This window comes from uncultured Tateyamaria sp. (genome assembly GCF_947503415.1).
Classification (GTDB): Bacteria; Pseudomonadota; Alphaproteobacteria; order Rhodobacterales; family Rhodobacteraceae; genus Tateyamaria.
The window spans coordinates 296,969-316,638 of record NZ_CANNDS010000003.1 but is presented as its reverse complement, the minus strand read 5'-3'; the positions used below and the strand labels follow the sequence as shown (position 1 = coordinate 316,638).

Below are 19,670 nucleotides of genomic sequence, written 5' to 3'. Positions count from 1 at the left end.
TTAAACCATGTCAGAAACAGTCCGCCAAAAGGCCGAAGCCGCCCTCGCTCAAGTCGAGGAAGTGACCGCCGTTGTGCTGCCCGAACCGACCGAGGCCACGGCCATCGTCCCGCTTGCACAGGCCGACGCGCCGGTGGGCGCCGAGATCCGCTCCCGTATGGACGAGATTGATATGGAGGACACGCAGTCCATCGTATCCTTCGGCTCTGCCGCGCAGGCGGAATTGCAGGAAATCAGTCAGGCCATGTTGCAGGACGTACGCAACAAGGATGTGGGGCCTGCGGGCGACAGCCTGCGCAACATCGTCACCGCGATCCGCGGCTTCTCGGTCTCCGAACTCGACGTGCGCCGCGAACGGTCCTTCTGGGAAAAGTTGATCGGTCGCGCGGCCCCCTTTGCCAAATTCACTGCCAAGTTCGAAACGGTGCAGGGCCAGATCGACAAGATCACCGATGACCTTCTGGCGCACGAACACACGCTGCTGAAGGACATCAAGTCCCTCGACCTGCTTTATGAAAAGACGCTGCAATTCTATGATGAACTGGCGCTTTATATCGCGGCGGGCGAAGAAAAGATCAAAGAGCTGGACGACACCACCATCCCTGCCAAAGAGGCCGAGGTAAACGCCGCCCCCGAGGATGATCAGGTGATGAAAGCGCAGGAACTGCGCGACTTGCGCGCCGCCCGTGACGATCTGGAACGCCGGGTGCACGACCTGAAACTGACGCGTCAGGTGACGATGCAATCGCTGCCCTCCATCCGCCTGGTGCAGGAAAACGACAAGAGCCTCGTGACCAAGATCAACTCGACCCTCGTCAACACCGTGCCGCTCTGGGAAACTCAACTGGCACAGGCCGTCACCATCCAGCGCAGCGCCGAAGCCGCTGCCGCCGTGCGCGACGCCAACGACCTGACCAATGAATTGCTGACCTCCAACGCCGCCAACCTGCGCGAAAGCAACAAGGCGATCCGGACGGAGATGGAGCGTGGCGTCTTCGATATCGAAGCGGTCAAGCAAGCCAATGCGGACTTGATCGGCACCATTCAGGAGTCGCTGGAGATCGCAGACGAAGGCAAAGCCAAGCGCGCCGCCGCCGAGGAAGAACTGAAGAAGATGGAGACCGAACTGCGCGACACATTGGCATCCGCCAAAGCGCGCAAGGACGGCATCGGCGACACAGCTGGCACCGCTGTGCCGGGCTAACGACAAGCGATGATGAGGACACGGATCACACGTCGGATCGGCTTATGGGGCGGCATTGCCGCTCTGGGTCTTGTTGCGGCGTGCGACATGCTCATGCCTGTGGAGCCCGTGCTGACGCCACGCGCGCGGCCCGCAGGCTTGGTCCCGCCCCCGGCCCCCAGGGTACAGCCCACATCACAGCAAAGCGCGGAACTGCGTGCCTACCTTGCCCAAGTGCAATCCAGCCAGTTGACCTCGGGCCTGTTGCGGCAGGATGGGGGCGGACCTGACACGCCCTTTTCCTCCGGCATGCTGGCGCGCAACTTCGAACAGATCGTGTTCTTCAATGAATATGCCGGGCCGGGCGTGCGCCCCGGGTCCGCCAGCGCCTTGCGCCGGTGGACTGTTCCCGTGCGCATTGGCCTGGAATTTGGCGCGTCCGTACCACCCAGCCAGCGCACGCGTGACACCAATGACGTGATCGCCTACGCCCGACGGCTGAGCCAGGCAACGGGGCACCCCGTTTCCGTATCCAGCAACCCCAATTTCCTCGTGTTTTTCGTATCCGAAGACGACAGGACAGCCACTTTAAATGCCCGCGCGCCGCGCCTGTCGGGCGTCAACCGCACCAATTTGGCGCCCGTGCGCGACCTGCCCACTGATGCGTATTGTGCAGTTGCGGCCTATGCCAGCGGGACGGACCGGTCGACCTATACCGCAGCGGTGGCTGTGATCCGCGCCGAGAACCCCGATCTGCTGCGTCTGTCCTGCATTCACGAGGAAATGGCTCAAGGCCTTGGCCTTGCCAATGACAGCCCCGATGCGCGCCCGTCGATCTTCAATGATGACGACGAATTTGCGCTGCTGACCGATCACGACGAACATCTGCTGGGCATGCTTTATGACGACCGACTGCGCCCCGGCATCGGATTGACCGAGGCGCGGCCCATCGTCCGCACCCTCGCCCGCGAGGCCACCAACCAGGGCCCGTCCTGACGACTTAAAGGAGACCCATCATGGGCATTTTAGATTTCCTCTCTGGCCAGTTCATCGACGTCATCCATTGGGTGGACGATAGCCGCGACACCATGGTCTGGCGGTTTGAACGCGAAGGCCACGAGATCAAGTACGGCGCCAAGCTGACAGTCCGCGAAGGACAGGCGGCGGTATTCGTGCACGAAGGTCAGTTGGCGGACGTGTTTACCCCCGGTCTCTATATGCTCGAGACCAACAACATGCCCATCATGACGACGCTGCAGCACTGGGATCACGGCTTCAAAAGTCCGTTCAAATCCGAGGTCTATTTCGTCAACACCACCCGTTTCAACGACCTGAAATGGGGCACCAAAAACCCGATCATCTGCCGCGATCCCGAATTCGGTCCAGTGCGTCTACGCGCCTTCGGCACCTATTCCGTCAAAGTCACGGATCCCGCCCGCTTCTTGGTGGAGATTGTGGGCACCGATGGTGAGTTCACCATGGATGAGATCAGCTTCCAGATCCGCAACATCATCGTGCAGGAAATGTCGCGCAGCCTTGCAAAATCAGGCATCCCCGTGATGGACATGGCCGCGAACACCCGCGAGTTGGGCCAGTTGGTCGCCAAGGAGATCAGCGGGCAAATCGCGGAATATGGTCTGACATTGCCCGAGCTGTATATCGAAAACATCTCTCTGCCGCCTGCGGTCGAGGCGGTGATGGACAAACGCTCGTCCATGGGCGTGATTGGGAACCTGGGCGAATACATGCAGTTCCAAGCAGCCGAAGCGCTTGGTCGTGACGGCGGTGACGCCAGCGGCGCCATGCAAGCGGGCCTTGGGGCAGCCATGGGGATGCAAATGGGCCAAATGGCCGCCGGTCCCTGGGGCGCGCAGCCCGCACGTGGGGCGGCCTCTCCACCGCCCCCACCCGTGGAACATGTATGGCACGTGGCCGAAAACGGCCAGACCACAGGCCCGTTTTCCAAAGCCCAGCTTGGTCGTATGGCGCAGGCCGGTGAATTGAGCCGTGAAACCTATGTTTGGACCGCTGGCCAAGATGGCTGGATGAAGGCTGAAGACGTCACCGAACTGGCACAGCTTTTCACCATCATGCCACCGCCACCCCCGCCCGGGATTTGATGGGCAACACAGCGATGGCCCCGCGAAGCGAGCGAGACTGAACTGATATCATTAGAACAGCAAAAGTTCCTTGTTCTGTACCATGGCCGGGCCGGAACGAATTTCCTGATGCACAATTTGGCGGCCTGCCCGAAAACCAAAATTCATTTCGAACCATTCAACCAACACGAAGAAAAGCGGGCTGAGGTTGATGGAAAAAAATGTAAAACATCGGCCAGTTCAGCCCATTTCCTGAACAATCGTGTGTTTTCCTCTGCTGAACCCACCGAAACGATTGAATGCAAGCTGTTCTTTTTTCACTGTCGTGAAGACGCAAGGTCTGCCGACATCTGGCAGCACTTGAAAGACCGCCGAGACATCAAGCTGATTTTCATGAATAGACGGAACTTGCTTGACCGTCACTTAAGTGACCTTAGAGCGCAGAAATCCGGGATTTGGCACCCCAAGAACCGAAAAAATTGGACTGATGACTACGCCGAAGCGGTCGAAGTCAAAGTCGACATTCAACGAATGATGCACCAACTGAACAGCCTCTACGCCACTCTACACAACATCAAGGCAGATTTTGAAAACCATGATCTTCTGGAAGTGACCTATGAAGATCTTGCTTCAAACAGCGAGTGTATTTTGACTGAAGTGACAGACTACTTGCAGGTCGAGAACTCAGGTACGAAATCATCGTTCAAAAGCGGAACACTAACCAACAAAATGCTTCGGATTCTGAATGAGAAAGAAGTGATCGATCGGCTGAACGCTTCAGTATTTTCAAGATTTCTAGTTACGAGCACGGTGCTGCAGACCGCCTGAGTTGATGATTGTCGCCGAATTATGCCCCGCCTCTGACCCCATGAGCAGCCACAGCAGTCTCAATTGCTAGTTACGGTTTCCTACCTAATCCGGGGCGCGTTGGCAGCCAACGATCGCAGGACAGCAGCTTGGGTGCCTTCGCCGCAATTGAAGTGCAGCAAACCGTACAATCCAAATACGTGATATGTCGAAATCGCCCGGCAATCGAAGGCACAAGCCCGGCCTGACGCAAAGCCGGTCCATCTGGCAAAAGCCCTAACGAAAGCTCAAGCGCTTTGGGGTGCCTGCTTGCGTATCGCAATCGTGCAAAACGCCGCAACAAGGCAGGATGCGCAAATCACCGGGCCGGCAACGGACACTCCTGTTTCAGCCAGTACCGCCACTGCCGCTATCCCGCCAAACCGTGCGAGAGTTATGTCCAAGCTTGTTGAAACGGCGCTCAGTCCCTTGGGCGCGTGTCGCAGGATCAACTGTGTCGAGGGGGCATTGCTGCACGCCAACCCAGCCCCGACAAGGATTGCCGATCCCACAAGCAACACTGTGTTGGCATTGTACGAGGTCAGTAATCCGGCAGCGATCAGCAGCGGTGCCGCAAGCATGATCGTCTGAACGTGATGTTGATCGACCTTGTTCCGCAAAAGCGCGCTTAGACCCGAGAATGTGAGCCAAAATGTCGAAAGCACAAATCCAATGCTGGTGGTCTCTGCACCGGTCTCGGACAGCCAAAGCGGAAGTCGGAACAAGAAATAGGTTATCGCGCCGTAGGTGAAAAACACATAGGCGAGGGTCAGCCACAGGTCTCTGGCCTGGAAGATCGCCAGATATTTCGGTTTTTCGCGTTGCATTACCTCGGGCTTACCGGTGGCAGGCGACCAGTTGAGGACAAGCAGCGAAAGGCCAGCGATGGCCGCGATGAAACCAAAGGCAAGGTTCCAGCCTTCCGACCCGAGCACGCCGCTGTAAATCAAAGGCGCAAAAGCAGCCACATACCCAGCAAGACTGCCCCACAGAATGAGCACGCGACCCGGTTTGTCAGGCGCGCTCCGAGTGAGCAGAACCGGGATCAAGGGCGAGAACACGCCCGCCCCGAAGCCTTGCAAGATGCGCCCGATGATCAGCATTTCGGCATTGGTCGACGCGGCCAGCAAAACCGAGCCACCTAAAAAAGCGAAGACTCCGTAGCCGAAAACTTTCGTGGTTTTGAAAGTGTCGCCAAATAACCCGCCCACCAGAACACCAAGCGCGACGGCCACGCTGTAGGCATTGAACACCCACGCAAGTTCACTGAGTGACAGTTCGAATTGGGACCGCATCGCGGGCAGAAGCAGCGGAACCAAAGTCAGCTCAATCACAAAGGCGATGTGTGCTGCGACCGGTCCGAGTATGGTGGCGCGCGCGCCTAGACCGGGAGCGAAGGGTGCGCCTTGGCTTGGCCCGCCGATCCGCACAGGAGAATGGCGCGGATCAGGCATTCGCTGCGGAATTCAGGTCCGCCAGTGGCGTAGGGGTAGCGGTCGCGGTCCGCTCGGTCTCAACGCGTGCCGGGCGCGGTGAACTTAGGGGCGCTTGGGCAAGCGACGCGGCCAGATCCTTGCTGCTCATCCAGATCAGGTAGTCTTCGTCCGTGACCTGTTGGTCGGGGCCAATCCAACGGCCCGGTTCGCAATGCGTGTACCCGTACCGAAGATGCGCGCCCTTGGCCGCCAACGGCTTTGGCACAAATGCAAACATGAACGATGGGTTCCAGACGGCGACCGTCATTTCGAGCAGGAAACGGGATAGAAGCGCTGTCGCCCCATGACTGCGTGGACCCGCAAGCCCCTTTGCCCGCAGCCAAAAATCCCCTTGATACCCAACCGTGCCGGTAATCCTGTTGAGCGCATCAGGCCCGGTGAAAAAGGTCTGATCGGGGTCGGGCGTTGAATCAGGGGTGATGTACTTGTGGCGATGGACGTGCAGGTGCGAGGCGAGCGTCATGTCGGACAGGTCAAGAAGGCGCACTGCCTGAGTATGGACCAATTCACCGTTCGGATCGAAACCGCATATCCAGAAACCATTGGTGTGATCAACATAGGACTTCGCAACATCGAACATCGGGTAGATCGTGCCGCGATCAGCCTGGTTGTTGCGATGTGCGCGGTATTCCTGAAAGTCATCCCCGACCTTGATCTGGATCCCTGCGTCTTCAAGATCGCGCTGAATGCCCGAAAAGCGGGTGAGCGTTTCAAATACACGACTTGGTCGGGGGCCCATGTTGACGGCTTTCTGATGCAAAATTCTAACAACGACTGGTTTGGGCTAGACCATTGAATAGTTAACGAAGAGTTAAACCAGCCTTGCATCCGGACAGTTGCGTAAACGATCTTTTGCAAGTCTCGACACGGGTACATCTTTCGGGGCTCGCTTGTGACGGACCGAAATTCGGTTTGATGATCCCGCTTTGCATTCACCCATCGGGTGCAAAGTGGCGACAGTACAAGGGGACGTAGTCCGTACCCGACATTCCGAAACGTTCTCCCACAGCGTCGCAGCGGCACCCGGATCGGTGGATCTCTGATTTTTGACCAAAAGAGGGAGAATACGGCAATTCAAGCGAAATTTTTAACTGATGCGATTGGTCGCTACAGGCCTGTTATTTTTCTCCTTTTTCCGTCGACATCCACACTACCCATGCTCCGCAACGCTCTGGTCTGCGGTTTCGCACCCAGTCAAATTGCCAATTGGGGCACCATCGCGGCAATGCTTCATATAGCGCCCTATTTTGGCCGAAGCAGCCCCGGATACTGTTGCAAACAAAGAGGTATGCCATGGGTTTCGAACAGATATTTCGCACACTTGTACACGTATCATCCCCACCGCCGGGTTCCGTTAACGTCTGCTTTGGCGCGGCCGTGGAAGGCCCGGGAGGACGGTGGATCCCCTGTGCGTCAGCCGTTGCCAATGGGGCTTACGTGCCTTGCATCTACGAGGTTGGACCGGGTCAACGGCAGGTGTGCGGCGACAGCAGTCCGAGCGCCTCGGAACACGAGGCGCTATCCCGCGCCATGGACCTCGCTGCAACAGCCGCGGCCTGAAGCGCTTATGACTAGTATTCAGCCCTATCAGATCGTTTCTCGCTGTTGTCCGATAGGAAAAGCCGTGGGCCAGTGGTGCGAAGGCGGAGTTTTACGAAGCACGTGAATCCATGTTCGGTATCGCCTGCGTTCATTGACCATTGGCCATTGGATGAATGCGCCATCCAAACCAGCCCCAAATAAACCTACCCTCAGCCGACTGTCACACAGCCCGACGCGCTTTTTTCGGTTGAGCCAGCATCGCGTCAGGCCAGAATACACCCCTGGTCTCGACAAGCTTGTCTCGCAAATCGTCCATGCTCATGGGCTTGCCGAAATAGTAGCCCTGCAGGTAGTCGCAGCCCATATCACGAACAATCCACGCGTGCTCTTCCGTTTCGACGCCCTCCGCAACGATGCGCATCCCCAGGCTTTTTCCAATTCCTATGATCGACGCGACCAGCGACCGCGTGCTCGCCTCTTCGACGACCGGTTGAATGAATTGCCGGTCGATTTTCAAGACGGATGGCCTGATTTCCAGCAATCCGCGCACCGAGGCGTGTCCGGTGCCGAAATCGTCCAGTGCGATGGTCACGCCCAATTCGTCCAGTTCATCGATTGTCCACCGAACGACCTCGCCCATTCGATCAAGATACACGGACTCGAGGATTTCGATGGTCAAGCGATCGGGTGCAATCCCCGAACTGCGAATGTCATGGATGAAGGTGGGATCCGCCAACCGCGCGGCCGACACATTCACCGCGACGCGCGGAAGATCCACATGCGTTTCGTCAAAGTAGGACAATGCGCCCTTGAGGCTTGCAAACATGATCTCGTCAATCCGCTTGAGAATCCCCATGTTTGCGGCGGTGTCCAGGAATGCCCACGGGGCAAGAATGCCTTTGGCGGGATGAGCCCACCGTACCAGCGTCTCGGCAGAGGCGATTACGCCGGTTTGTGCATCTATCAGAGGCTGAAAATAGGGGACGAATTCCTGTCGCTCACACGCCAGCAACAGATCCGACGCCAGTTTCTTGGTCGCGATGGATTGCGCGTGCATCTCCTCCGTGAAGAAGGACCAGCGCCCCTTCCCTTGAGCCTTCGCATGATACAACGCCTCGTCTGCGTCAGCGACCACCCTTGCCGGGTCTTCCATATGGGATTTGGCGATGGCGACACCGATGCTGGTGCTACAGGACGTCGATTTTCCATCGCACAGGAATGGCGATTGCATCCGCATTACGATCTCATCAGCGAGACTGCTGATCTCCAGTGCGCTGTTGCCGAGGGGGCGCAGAATAGCGAACTCATCCCCCCCCAGACGCGCAACCAAATCCGACTCGTCCGTGAGATCACGCAGCATGTCGGCGACAGACACCAGCAGCCTGTCGCCGGCATCATGCCCCATCGTGTCGTTGACGAATTTGAAGCGATCCAGGTCGATGTAGAGAACGGCAAACTCCTTCTTGTGCCGCTTCAACCTTTCAATCCAGGTTCTGACCTCCACCTCGAAATGCCGACGATTGGATAGCCCGGTCAACGCATCCTCGTTCGCGTCCTTGGCCACAGATTTCGCCAGATCGTGCAGCCGTGCATTCTCTTTTTCCAGACGGTGCACCTTTTCGAGCGTTTTGGCATGGCTGCGTGCATCGACTTGGTCCGCCAGCGGGCGTCCTTCTACAGAAGGCTCGGCCTGCCGGTTCCCCAAGTCTATGATGGAACACAACCACCAATGATCACCCGTTGCGGGGTCCGACAGGTGGGTCCACGTCATTCGCTGCCAATACGCCTCACCGTTTTTTCGGTTGTTCGTTGCCTCTGTCGAAAAGTTTTCCCATCCCATCAACTTTTCAATGATGTAAAGGTGCACACCCTGCTCAAGGTCCGCGCCAATCAAGATCGTTCCGCGTTGTCCCAGCGCCTCCTCCGCGCTGTACCCCGTTACGTTGACAAATGCTTTGTTGCACCACTGCAGCTCCATGACGGCACCGTCGTCAGCGCTCGCGCGGGCAAGAGCGAGGCCTTCGGTACACTTGTCTTCGATTTGATTGAAGATTTCGGGCGGTATCATGGCTTTCCTGCTGGCAAGTGCAGAGTCCATAGCCGCTGTGCCAATAGAAACCGTTAAAGCAGCATTACGCGGCGCCTTTCTTTGTTGAAAAATTAAATTATTCTCCGCCTTTGGTGTCCAATCCGGTCTCAAGCGCCGCATTCCCACTTGGCACCTTTGCGGGACATCGTGCTCATGCCGACAACCCATTGAACCGAATGGTCGCCCTTCCCCCAAACGCACGGATTAACCTAAGGTCAAATTCCATACGATCACCAGACCGTCAGCGGCATCCCTGCAAGCCTGGTTTAAGAGCTTGAGGCGCAGCACAAAGGCTTGGCGGTGCCTCAGGTCGGAATGACCCTTAGCGTGTACTGATGTCATTCCAGGAGAGGTCGAACTTTGACAGGTATTTCCGCAACCTGCCGGAATCGTTCCGGGTTTTGCGATCTTCGCGGGATACGGCAAACAGCTTTCTTCCAGCGTCGCTGAGTGAGCTCGAACTCCGGCAGGTTCGAATGGTCTGAGCAAGCTGCGCAATGTCGAACGGATCGAGTCGCGTGTTTACGAATTCTGCAACCAGCTTACCATCCGCATCACCATCGGCGGCGCGCCATCGACGTTCCAGTGTTGCAATCTCGTCCGCGACCTGCGCGCGCGTGATCCGCCCGCGCGGGGCAAGGGTGCAAAGCCGCAGGATGGCGCCGCTGAAGTCACGGAAATTACCGGGCCATAGGGTCGACGGCGCCTTCGCAAACCGCAGCCAAGCCTCTGCTGCGTCGGCATTGAAGCCAACGCGCGTGCCAAGCGCCTTCTCGGCGCGCGCCAATTCAAAACGCAGGTTGGCCTCGAGGTCCTCAGGTCGATCACGCAACGGCGGAAGACGAAATGTCCAAAGGTTGAGACGCGACAAAAGATCGATGCGGAATGTGCCGTTCGACGCAAGCTTCATCAGATCCTGACTGGCACCTGCAATGACCTGAAACCGGCTTGTGACTTCTGAATCCGATCCCAGAGGGTAGTATCGGCCCGCCTCGATTGCGTGCAAAAGAAGGGCTTGCTCCTCCAGCCCCAACTCGTCGATGTCATCCAGAAACAGGACACCACCATCAGCTTCGCGCAACAGGCCCGCGCGTTCGGTGCCGGGTTGTCCGGTGTAGCTGCGTCTTTGCCCAAACAGGGTCGCAAGGGCTGACCCGCCGCGCAGCGTTGCACAATTGACCTGCACCAGCCGCCTTTTGACGCGACGCCTCTGCAACTTCAACTCGTAGATGCGCTGCGCAAGTTCAGACTTTCCTGTGCCGGATTCACCCTGCAGAAGGATCGGTGCATCAGATAACCCAGCGACCTGTTCTATCCGATCGATCAGAGCATGGTAGGGCGCGTTTCGGGTCTCGATCCCGCCTTTCAGCAAGTCACCATATTCCCGTGATTGCTGGTCAAACCGTTTCTGAAGAGCGTCATAGCGGCTGAGGTCCAGATCGATCAGGTCGAATGTGCCTTTGGACTCTTCGCCACGCGGTGGTCCGGTTTGGATCAAACCGAGCAGGAGGCATTGATCGGCGAAACAGCAGGGCTCGATATCCGTTTTCACGCGGGAAAGGTCGATGCCTCCGAACTGCCGTCAAGCTACAAGCCCGCCAAAGCGGTCGCAGAACAGATCGAAGCGTTTGATCTGGCCGAGATTGTCGATTGGATCGACCCTTACGGCTGTATCATGGCAGGTGAAATGCCTCGGTTCACCCGCAGGCCCAAAGGGCGCAGGTAAACAATTGACCGGCCCGGCTGGCTTCAGTCGGGCCGATCAATTCCGTTTGCTGTCCAACGCTGTTCACATCACCAAAATCAGTCAAGCGATCCAGGAATAAATGCGGAATGACGCATTCAGCATCGCCAACCGGACCGTGCGGCCGACTGCATTTTCCCGCCTTGTCGGAATACCCGGCACAAATAGCGCGCTGGACACAAGAGCACCGCCTTTCGATGTGGTCAATGCCATGCAACGCCACTACGTTAGCGTAGTCCACCCAATAGCCCAGAGAGCACATGCGCCGCACTGCCACGATCAGCCTACATTGGCTCAGCTTTGTTTTGTTGATCCTTCTGGTGGCAGGTGGCCCGATCCCGGCTATCGGCTGGGCCTTCGTTCTTAGCAGCCTTCTGATGTGCGCGGTGGCCGCCGTGCGCGGACTGATGAGTGGCCCCGGCCCGAAACTCGAAGGAACACTGCGAGCGGCACATCCGTGGTTGAGCCGCGCGATGTATGTGGCCTTGGGCTTTGTGGCTTTGGTCACAGGCTGGCAGCTTGCAGGTGGGGAATGGTCCGGCCCCCCGCTGGTCAATCTGCACTTCTACCTTTTGTCCGCTTCGTCCTTGCATGCCATCTTTCACCTGTGGCGACACACGGCACTCGGAGACGGGGCCTTGCGCCGGATCACGCCCAAGTCCATGCATAGTGTGTTATGAGTGACCTGCCCGACCTGACCCGCCCGGCGCCGCAAGCAGACCACAGGTTTCCCTGTGACAATTGCGGAGCTGATTTTCGATTTGATCCCGGCGCGGGGCAATTGGTGTGTGACCATTGCGGCAATACGGCAGCGATGGACAGCGACGCCCCACGTGCAGTCGCACCGATTGCCGAACTGGACTACCGCGCAGCCCTCACCGCCGACCTGCCAGAGGCCGAGATCGAGGAAACCCGCGTTTCCAAGTGCCCCAATTGCGCGGCACAGGTTGAATTTGACGCCGACATCCACGCGACCGAATGCCCGTTCTGCGCAACACCGGTTGTCACCGACACCGGCGCGCACAGACACATCAAACCCCGGGGTGTTCTGCCGTTTGCCATGACAGAAGCGCAAGCGCGCAAGGCCATGACGGACTGGCTTGGCAGCTTGTGGTTCGCCCCCAACGGGTTGCAGGACTACGCCCGCAAGGGGCGTACGATGCAGGGCATTTACGTTCCCTACTGGACCTTTGATGCGGACACCCGCAGCGCCTATACCGGCGAGCGGGGTACGGTGTACCACGAGACCCAGACGGTCATGCGCGACGGCAAACGCCAACAGGTGCGTGTGGCCAAAGTCCGGTGGCGGCGCACTCGGGGCAAGGTCGCCCGGTTCTTTGACGATGTGCTGGTGCTGGCCTCGAAGTCGTTGCCCAAGCGGTTCACAGATGCGCTTGAACCTTGGGACCTGAGTTCGCTTGAACCCTACACGCCTGAATTTCTGGCCGGTTTCCGTGCCGAAGGGTACGCGGTCGAATTGGAAGAAGGGTTCGAAGAGGCGCGCGCGCACATGGACCGCATCATCGCCCGCGACGTGAAGTTCGACATCGGCGGGGATCGCCAGCGCATCCATTCCGTCAACACCAAGCTCGGCGCGATCACCTTCAAACATGTGCTGCTGCCGGTCTGGTTGGCCCCCTACAAATACCGGGGCGAAACCTACCGTTTTGTTGTCAACGGACGCACAGGCCGAGTGCAGGGTGAACGACCATGGTCAGCGGGCAAAATCGCCATCGCCGTGCTTGTCGGCCTGATCTTGGCTGGCGCCGTGGGCTTCGTCGTGGCGATGCAGCAGTGACAGACTACGACACTCTCGATGCGATCCTGTCGGCCCGCTTTTCCTGCCGTGCGTTCCGCCCTGACCCTGTGCCGCGTGCAATTGTGGAACGGATCATTGCCGCCGCGCAGAAGGTGCCCAGCTGGTGCAATGCACAGCCGTGGCAGTTGATCGTGACAGCAGGTGTGGAAACCGACCGCTTTCGCGACGCCCTTTACGCCGCCGCCATGTCCATGCCCCCAACACCCGACATGCCATGGCCAGAAGGCTACCCGGGCATCTACGGGGACCGCCGCCGTGCCTGCGGTTTTCAGTTGTATGACGCTGTGGGCATAGAAAAAGGCGACCGCGCCGCATCAGCCCAGCAGATGATGGAAAACTACCGCCTGTTCGGCGCGCCTCATGTGGCCATCGTTACAAGTCCCAAGGTGTTGGGGCCTTATGGGGCTATGGACACGGGCGGCTTTGTAACAGCCTTCTGTCTGGCCGCCCAAGCGCTAGGCGTATCAACGATTCCGCAGGCCGCCATTGCGGCCCAAGGCCCCTTCGTCCACGACCATTTCGACATAGAAGACGACCGCAACATCCTCTGCGCCATCTCCTTTGGCTATGCCGATTCAGATCATCCGGCAAATCAGTTCCGCACGGATCGTGAGAAGGTGCAGAACGTCTTGGAGTGGAAGGATTGAGAGCACTTTTGCAGCGGGTGACAGAGGCGTCAGTGTCCGTTGACGGACAGATCGTCGGGCAGTGCGGTCCGGGCCTCCTGATCCTGATCTGCGCCATGCCGGGCGATACGCCTGACACGGCCAACGCCCTTGCGACCAAGGTGTCAAAGCTGCGCCTTTTCAAGGATGACGCAGGCAAGATGAACCTGTCGATCCTGCAAACGGACGGCAGTGCACTGGTGGTCAGCCAGTTCACCCTTGCCGCAGATACTTCACGCGGCAATCGCCCGGGGTTTTCCGGGGCAGCGAAACCGGACGAGGCGGAACGGCTCTACCTGCATTTCGCAAAAGCCTTGCAAGACCTTGGTGTCGCGACGGAGACAGGCAAATTCGGTGCGGACATGGCCGTGACCCTTACGAACGATGGCCCTGTCACACTCTGGCTGGACACGGACGCGGCCTAGATTTTTCGTACGAAAAATCTCCCGCCTCAGGGTTCGCGAGACACCCCATGCGACTCGCAAAACGGCTTCATTGGATGCTTCATCAGACTGTTCGATCCGGTGTGCAATTCCACCTAGGCCTGTCTGCCAGGGCGGGCCGGGATGAACCTCCGCTGTTCTTTCATTGAAGGCATGCTCACAAGCACCGTTATTCTGTAACGCAAATCGCCATCCTGCTTGCGTTTGTGCTTAGACTTATCCGCCGAGATCCGTTTCACCACACTCTGGAGAGCCCCATCAAATCGCATAATCTCATTCAATTCGCCCTAGACTTTCCTCCTGTTCTGGGCGGGTGCCTTCAATGTGCTTGGGCGCGCGCACCTCTGATCCTCTACACTAGATTGACCCGCTCTTTTTGTCAGGAGTCGGTGGATCAAAGACTGAAATAAAACGACATAGACCGGAAGAGATTATTGATATTTTACAGAAGTTTGAGGTGCTTTATGACCAAGGAGTGCCTCGGATTTAACAAAGCGTGCCGGCCACCTGTGAGCGTACCCATCGTAGCGCCCTCCGTTGGCACGCTTCCACGCTGCAATGCGCCCATACCTTCGCTGACGACAAAATCTATTGCCATTTCGCTTCTGACCGCTTTGATGCAATACCGTTCATTCAACGCGCCGGAGATCGTATTTCGCCACGCTGACCACTCGTTGTATCGGCGCTGCTACGCGATTGTGTTTTCCGGGCTTGCTTCCTTTGGAATGACGCTCACAATTCGCAACGGTTCAGGATAGATTATGTGTTGGACCTCACTCAAAATGCGCAAACAAAAAGGCCACTCACATGCCACATGACCTTGATATTCTTGCACTTTGGCAAGCCGGTGTTGACGCCGTTGGAGGCGACGTCGCGGTCTGGCGTACCATTTGCGTAGGTGATGTCCCAACACCGGACCGAATAATAGCGGTTGGAAAAGCGGCAACCGCAATGGCTGCCGCCGCCACCCGTAAGTGGCCCGACGTGCCCTGTCTGATCGTAACCAAATATCACCACGCGGCAGGTGCGCCTGCGCATGCGCACGTCATCGAGGCCGCGCATCCGGTTCCAGATGCCGCCTCTGTCAAAGCGGGTCAGGCTTTGATGGATGTAGTGGATGGCTGTCAATCAAGCTGTCATTTGCTGATGCTTGTGTCAGGTGGCGCATCCTCCCTTGCCGAAGTCCCGGCGCCCGGCATGTCATTGGACGCGCTCAAGGCCGAAACCCAAGCGCTGTTGGCCTCTGGCGCACCGATCAGAGAGATGAACACCCACCGCACAACGCGGTCACAGATCAAGGGAGGCAAATTGCTGTCCTGGTTCAAAGGGGCGCGTGTCACTACATTGGCCCTGTCGGATGTGGAGGGTGACAACCTTGGCACCATCGGCTCTGGTGTCGGAAACGCGCCAGACGATTTTACGTTCAGCTTCGATGCAAGGATCATCGCCAGCAACGCAATCGCCCGCGATGCAGTCGCAGCAGCAAGCCCTGTCCCTGTCCGGACCAACAGCGAAACACTCTATGCCGACGTGGCCGAGCTTGCCCCACAATTGGGTCACATGCTGCGGGATGCGGCCCCTGGCCTGCACATTTTTGGTGGAGAGCCTGTCGTTCATCTGCCCAAGAACCCGGGGCAAGGCGGCCGCAACATGGCGCTTGGGTTGGCTCTGGCCCGCGAGATCGCAGGCACGGAGGGCCTCCGCATCCTGGTGGCAGGCACGGACGGAACAGACGGGTCCACGGATGCCGCCGGAGCCATTGTAGATGGACGGACATGGGACAAAAGTGGCGCAGATGCGCTGGCCCATGCCGATTCATATCCATGGCTGAAAGACCGGGGCGCATTGGTGGTGACAGGGCCGACTGGCACAAACGTCATGGACCTGCTCATCGCTCATAAGTCATAGCTCAGCAGAAGTTACCTAAGAGCGTGAACCGTGGCCGGCGTACCCTGTTGCAAAGGATGTCAGCGATAGGCGGTCGGCGAGCGCAAGCGCGAGGCGGCTGGCGTCCTTCCCCAGCTTGACATCATGTCCCTACACTGACCACCGTGCGCACATGAAAAACACCCTGCGAGACATAGAAGAGCTTCCGGATGTTGGCATTGTCCTTCGCGACGGAACCCGCCTTTCCGCCCGTATCTGGAAACCGGCCGATGCAGACAATGCGCCCGTTCCGGTGATCCTCGAATACCTGCCCTACCGCAAACGCGACGGCACATGTGCCCGTGATGCGTTGACCCATCCCTATTTCGCGCAGCGTGGATATGCCTGCCTGCGTGTCGATATGCGCGGCAATGGCGACAGCCACGGGCTGATGGCAGACGAATACACGCAGCAAGAACTCGACGACGCAGTCGAGGTGATCAATTGGGCTGCCGCGCAGCCTTGGTGCAATGGCAATGTCGGGATGATGGGGATCAGCTGGGGCGGCTTCAACGGACTTCAGGTGGCCGCGATGGCACCAGAGCCGCTCAAAGCGGTCATCACACTGTGTTCGACGGTCGATCGGTTCGCCGATGACATTCATTACAAGGGCGGCTGTCTGCTGAACGAGAACCTCGGCTGGGGTGCCACGATGTGGAGCTATTCCAGTCGCGCGCCTGACCCCGCCCTGCGCGACGATTGGCGCGAGATGTGGCTGGAGCGGTTGAACAACGAACCCTTCTTGCCGTCGACATGGCTGCGTCATCAAAGCCGTGATGCGTATTGGAAGCACGGGTCGATCTGCGAAAGCTACGACAAGATCAAGGCAAAGGTGCTGGCTGTCGGGGGGTGGGGAGATGCCTACAAGAATGCGGTCCCGCAAATCGTGGACAACCTCCCCGGCGCCAAGGGCATTATCGGGCCATGGGTCCACAAGTATCCGCATTTCGCTGTGCCCGAGCCGCGCATCGGCTTCCTGCAAGAGGCGCTGCGCTGGTGGGATCGCTGGCTGAAGGACGAAGACACTGGCGTCGAAGAGGACCCAGCGCTGCGGATCTATTTGATGGATGGGGTGCGCCCGGCAACGTGGTACACCGACCGCCCCGGGCGCTGGTTGGCCGACGCGAAAAGTGAAGTGCGGCATTGGCACCTGTCAAACACCGGGCTCACGGCAGACCCGGAAGGACTGCACCGCAAGGTGTCTTCGCCCCAGAATACAGGTGCGGATGCTGGGGAATACTGCGCCATTTGGCTTGGCCCGGAATTGCCCGGCGATCAGCGCAGCGACGATGCACTCAGCGTCACCTTCGACACTGACGCGCTTGAAGACGATCTGGCCATCACCGGCGCACCTGTACTCGACCTCACACTCTGCGCGGATAGACCCGTCGCCCAGATGGCCGTGCGGCTGAACCACGTGCATCCCGACGGGGCTTCGACCCGCATCACTTATGGCGTTCTGAACCTCGCCAACCACCTCGAGCGCGCGCTCGAACCGGGGCAAAATGAAACGATCAAGCTCGCACTTGATCACATTGCCTACACTGTTCCAGCGGGGCACCACCTGCGTTTATCAATTTCAACCGCCTACTGGCCGCTGATCTGGCCGTCGCCGCAAGTGACCACTCTGACCCTTCACGCGGGCCTGTTGTCTGTCGATGCGCTCACGGATGCCAGCGGATGGACCTTTCCTGAACCAGATGCGGCTCCGCCGTGGCAAACAGAGGAATTGCGTCCGGAGAACTACATCAGGCGTCAGGAAACGGACATGGTGACTGGGGTCACATCGCTGGTGATCGAAGATGACTTTGGCAAGGTCCGTGATCTGGACCATGGGCTCATCCACGGCTCAATTGCACGCGAACGCTGGGACATCCACCCGGACGACCCACTGAGCGCGCGCGGTACCTGCCATTGGACGGACGAGATTGAGCGCGACGACATCAAATTGCGAACCGAGGCGTGCTGCGAGATGTGGTCGGATGCCACCCATTTTCACCTCAGCTCGACGCTGGAAACCTACGAAAATGGCACACTGATCCATGATCGCACAGTGACAGACAGCGTTGCGCGTACGCTTTTGTAGGCCCACAAACCACCCTTCACGCTCACAAAGCCGCCATGTTTTGGGGATTAGCCCTTGCGGGGGGGTATCAAATGGGTACCCTGACCGCGCAAACAAAAAACGCGCCACAAAGGCGCGAGGGACCAACCGGGAGACACTTATGTCAAGAGAACTGGAACACCTGTCCGCCAAGGTGGCGGCAGGCAAGATGACACGTCGCGAATTCATGAGCCGCGCGGCCGCACTGGGCGTGGCCGCCGCTGTTGCGACCGCATTGCTGCCAGCCGAAGCGAAAGCAGCCCCCGTCGCGGGCGGCACGTTCAAGATGGGCATTCAGGGCGGTGAATCCACCAACAGCCAGGATCCCGCGTCATGGGCATCCGATGTGCCACTCGCGGGTGGCTTCCTATGGGGTGAACCGCTGGTCGAGTTGAACTCAGACGGTACCCTCAAGGGGTTGGTCGCGGACAGCTGGGAAGGATCGGACGATGCGACCGTCTGGCGCTTCAAGATCCGCAGCGGGGTCAACTTCTCGAACGGCACCGCCGTCACTGCCGAAGACGTCATGAAAACGATGGAACGGCATTCGAACGAAGACTCGAAATCGGGTGCGCTCGGTATTGTGCAAGGCATTGAAAGCATGCGCGTCGATGGCGACGTGTTCGAAGTCACACTGGGCGTTGGCAACGCCGACCTACCCTACCTGATGGCCGACTACCACCTCATCATCCAACCCGGTGGTGGCTTTGATGCCCCCGCAGCAGCCATCGGCACCGGTCCTTACACGCTGGAAAGCGATGAGCCGGGCGTGCGCATGGTGTTCGCGCGCCGTCCCGACTATTGGGAAGGCGACCAATCCGTGGTCGCACATTACGACCAGGTCGAGATCATCGTGCTCAACGATGCAACCGCCCGGACAGCGGCGCTGCAGTCAGGCCAAGTAGATGCGATCAACCGTGTCGAACCCAAAATCGCCAAGCTGCTGGACCGCGCACCCACAATCAACGTGCTGTCGACCCAAGGGCGCGGCCACTATGTGTTCATCATGCACACCGACACCGCTCCGTTTGACGAAAACGAACTGCGACTGGCTCTGAAGCATGCGCTGAACCGTCAGGAAATGGTCGACAAGATCCTGCAGGGCTACGGCTCCATCGGGAATGACATGCCGATCAATGCGGCCTATCCGCTCTTTGACGATACGATCCCGCAACGCGAGTTCGATCTGGAAAAAGCGGCCGAACATTACAAGAAGTCAGGCCACGATGGCTCACCCATCATCCTGCGCACCGCAGATGGCGCCTTCCCCGGTGCCGTCGACGCCGCCGCGCTGTTCCAGCAGTCGGCACAAGCCGCAGGTATCCCGCTTGAAATCAAGCGCGAACCCAATGACGGCTACTGGTCCGAAGTTTGGAACGTACAACCCTTCTGCTGCTCGTACTGGGGCGGTCGTCCCGTGCAGGACCAGATGTACACGACGGCCTACCTGTCCAGCGCCGACTGGAACGACACACGCTGGAAACGGCCCGAGTTTGACGCCATGCTGCTCGAAGCGCGCGCCGAGATTGATGAGGCCAAGCGCAAGGAAATCTACTCCAACATGGGCCGCATGCTGAACGAAGAGGGCGGCCTGATGGTGCCCATGTTCAACGACTTCGTGGACGCGGTCTCGACCAAGATCCAAGGATGGGAGCCGAACCCGAACGGTCCCCAGATGTACTGGAAAACCGGTAAATACACCTGGAAAGCATAA

At 58.6% G+C, this 19,670-nt stretch carries 16 protein-coding genes; 12 read left to right on the top strand and 4 right to left on the bottom strand.

The window, feature by feature from the left end; translation table 11 throughout:
- Positions 1-7: 7 nt before the first annotated feature.
- The 4 genes from Q1A32_RS18160 (at position 8) to Q1A32_RS18145 (ending at position 4,110) form a co-directional block, all read left to right on the top strand.
- Positions 8-1,204 carry a toxic anion resistance protein gene (locus Q1A32_RS18160; RefSeq protein WP_299615151.1) on the top strand — a complete coding sequence of 399 codons (1,197 nt, stop codon included), beginning with the start codon at positions 8-10 and terminating at the stop codon, positions 1,202-1,204.
- 12 nt (positions 1,205-1,216) lie between these two features.
- Positions 1,217-2,179, top strand: coding sequence for a DUF2927 domain-containing protein (locus tag Q1A32_RS18155; protein WP_299656330.1), 963 nt, complete (start codon positions 1,217-1,219; stop codon positions 2,177-2,179).
- 20 nt (positions 2,180-2,199) lie between these two features.
- Complete coding sequence (locus Q1A32_RS18150) at positions 2,200-3,303, top strand: SPFH domain-containing protein (protein ID WP_299656327.1); 1,104 nt, start codon at positions 2,200-2,202, stop codon at positions 3,301-3,303.
- A gap of 108 nt (positions 3,304-3,411) precedes the next feature.
- Positions 3,412-4,110, top strand: coding sequence for a Stf0 family sulfotransferase (locus tag Q1A32_RS18145; RefSeq protein ID WP_299656324.1), 699 nt, complete (start codon positions 3,412-3,414; stop codon positions 4,108-4,110).
- 266 nt (positions 4,111-4,376) lie between these two features.
- Here the strand turns inward: Q1A32_RS18145 and Q1A32_RS18140 are convergent, their stop codons facing one another.
- From Q1A32_RS18140 to Q1A32_RS18125, 4 genes are all read right to left on the bottom strand, one after another.
- Positions 4,377-5,582 (bottom strand): MFS transporter, encoded by a 1,206-nt coding sequence (locus Q1A32_RS18140; protein WP_299656321.1) that lies wholly within the window; start codon positions 5,580-5,582, stop codon positions 4,377-4,379.
- On the bottom strand, positions 5,575-6,363 hold the full coding sequence (locus Q1A32_RS18135) for a hypothetical protein (protein WP_299656318.1): 789 nt from the start codon (positions 6,361-6,363) through the stop codon (positions 5,575-5,577). Before Q1A32_RS18135 ends, Q1A32_RS18140 begins: the two co-directional genes overlap by 8 nt.
- Before the next feature lie 1,023 nt (positions 6,364-7,386).
- Positions 7,387-9,456, bottom strand: a complete 2,070-nt coding sequence (locus tag Q1A32_RS18130) for an EAL domain-containing protein (RefSeq protein ID WP_299656315.1) — start codon at positions 9,454-9,456, stop codon at positions 7,387-7,389.
- Between the two features lie 121 nt (positions 9,457-9,577).
- A complete protein-coding gene (locus Q1A32_RS18125; RefSeq protein WP_299656312.1) occupies positions 9,578-10,753 on the bottom strand; it encodes an RNA repair transcriptional activator RtcR family protein in 1,176 nt (391 codons plus the stop codon).
- Between Q1A32_RS18125 and Q1A32_RS18120 the strand changes: the two genes are divergently transcribed.
- The 8 genes from Q1A32_RS18120 (at position 10,745) to Q1A32_RS18085 (ending at position 19,670) form a co-directional block, all read left to right on the top strand.
- Positions 10,745-10,981 (top strand): RtcB family protein, encoded by a 237-nt coding sequence (locus Q1A32_RS18120; RefSeq protein WP_299656309.1) that lies wholly within the window; start codon positions 10,745-10,747, stop codon positions 10,979-10,981. The two genes, Q1A32_RS18125 and Q1A32_RS18120, sit on opposite strands and share 9 nt — an antisense overlap.
- 278 nt (positions 10,982-11,259) lie before the next feature.
- Positions 11,260-11,679: a hypothetical protein gene (locus Q1A32_RS18115; protein ID WP_299656306.1), complete on the top strand. Its 420-nt coding sequence runs from the start codon at positions 11,260-11,262 to the stop codon at positions 11,677-11,679.
- Positions 11,676-12,797 (top strand): TFIIB-type zinc finger domain-containing protein, encoded by a 1,122-nt coding sequence (locus Q1A32_RS18110; protein ID WP_299656303.1) that lies wholly within the window; start codon positions 11,676-11,678, stop codon positions 12,795-12,797. The genes Q1A32_RS18115 and Q1A32_RS18110 overlap by 4 nt, the downstream gene beginning before the upstream one ends.
- Positions 12,794-13,465, top strand: a complete 672-nt coding sequence (locus tag Q1A32_RS18105) for a nitroreductase (protein WP_299656300.1) — start codon at positions 12,794-12,796, stop codon at positions 13,463-13,465. Before Q1A32_RS18110 ends, Q1A32_RS18105 begins: the two co-directional genes overlap by 4 nt.
- Entirely contained in the window at positions 13,462-13,908 is a 447-nt protein-coding gene (dtd, locus tag Q1A32_RS18100) for a D-aminoacyl-tRNA deacylase (RefSeq protein ID WP_299656297.1), read from the top strand. Before Q1A32_RS18105 ends, dtd begins: the two co-directional genes overlap by 4 nt.
- Before the next feature lie 825 nt (positions 13,909-14,733).
- A complete protein-coding gene (locus Q1A32_RS18095) occupies positions 14,734-15,834 on the top strand; it encodes a DUF4147 domain-containing protein (RefSeq protein ID WP_299656294.1) in 1,101 nt (366 codons plus the stop codon).
- 151 nt (positions 15,835-15,985) lie between these two features.
- Positions 15,986-17,938, top strand: a complete 1,953-nt coding sequence (locus tag Q1A32_RS18090; protein WP_299656290.1) for a CocE/NonD family hydrolase — start codon at positions 15,986-15,988, stop codon at positions 17,936-17,938.
- 139 nt (positions 17,939-18,077) lie between these two features.
- Positions 18,078-19,670: an ABC transporter substrate-binding protein gene (locus Q1A32_RS18085; RefSeq protein WP_299656287.1), complete on the top strand. Its 1,593-nt coding sequence runs from the start codon at positions 18,078-18,080 to the stop codon at positions 19,668-19,670.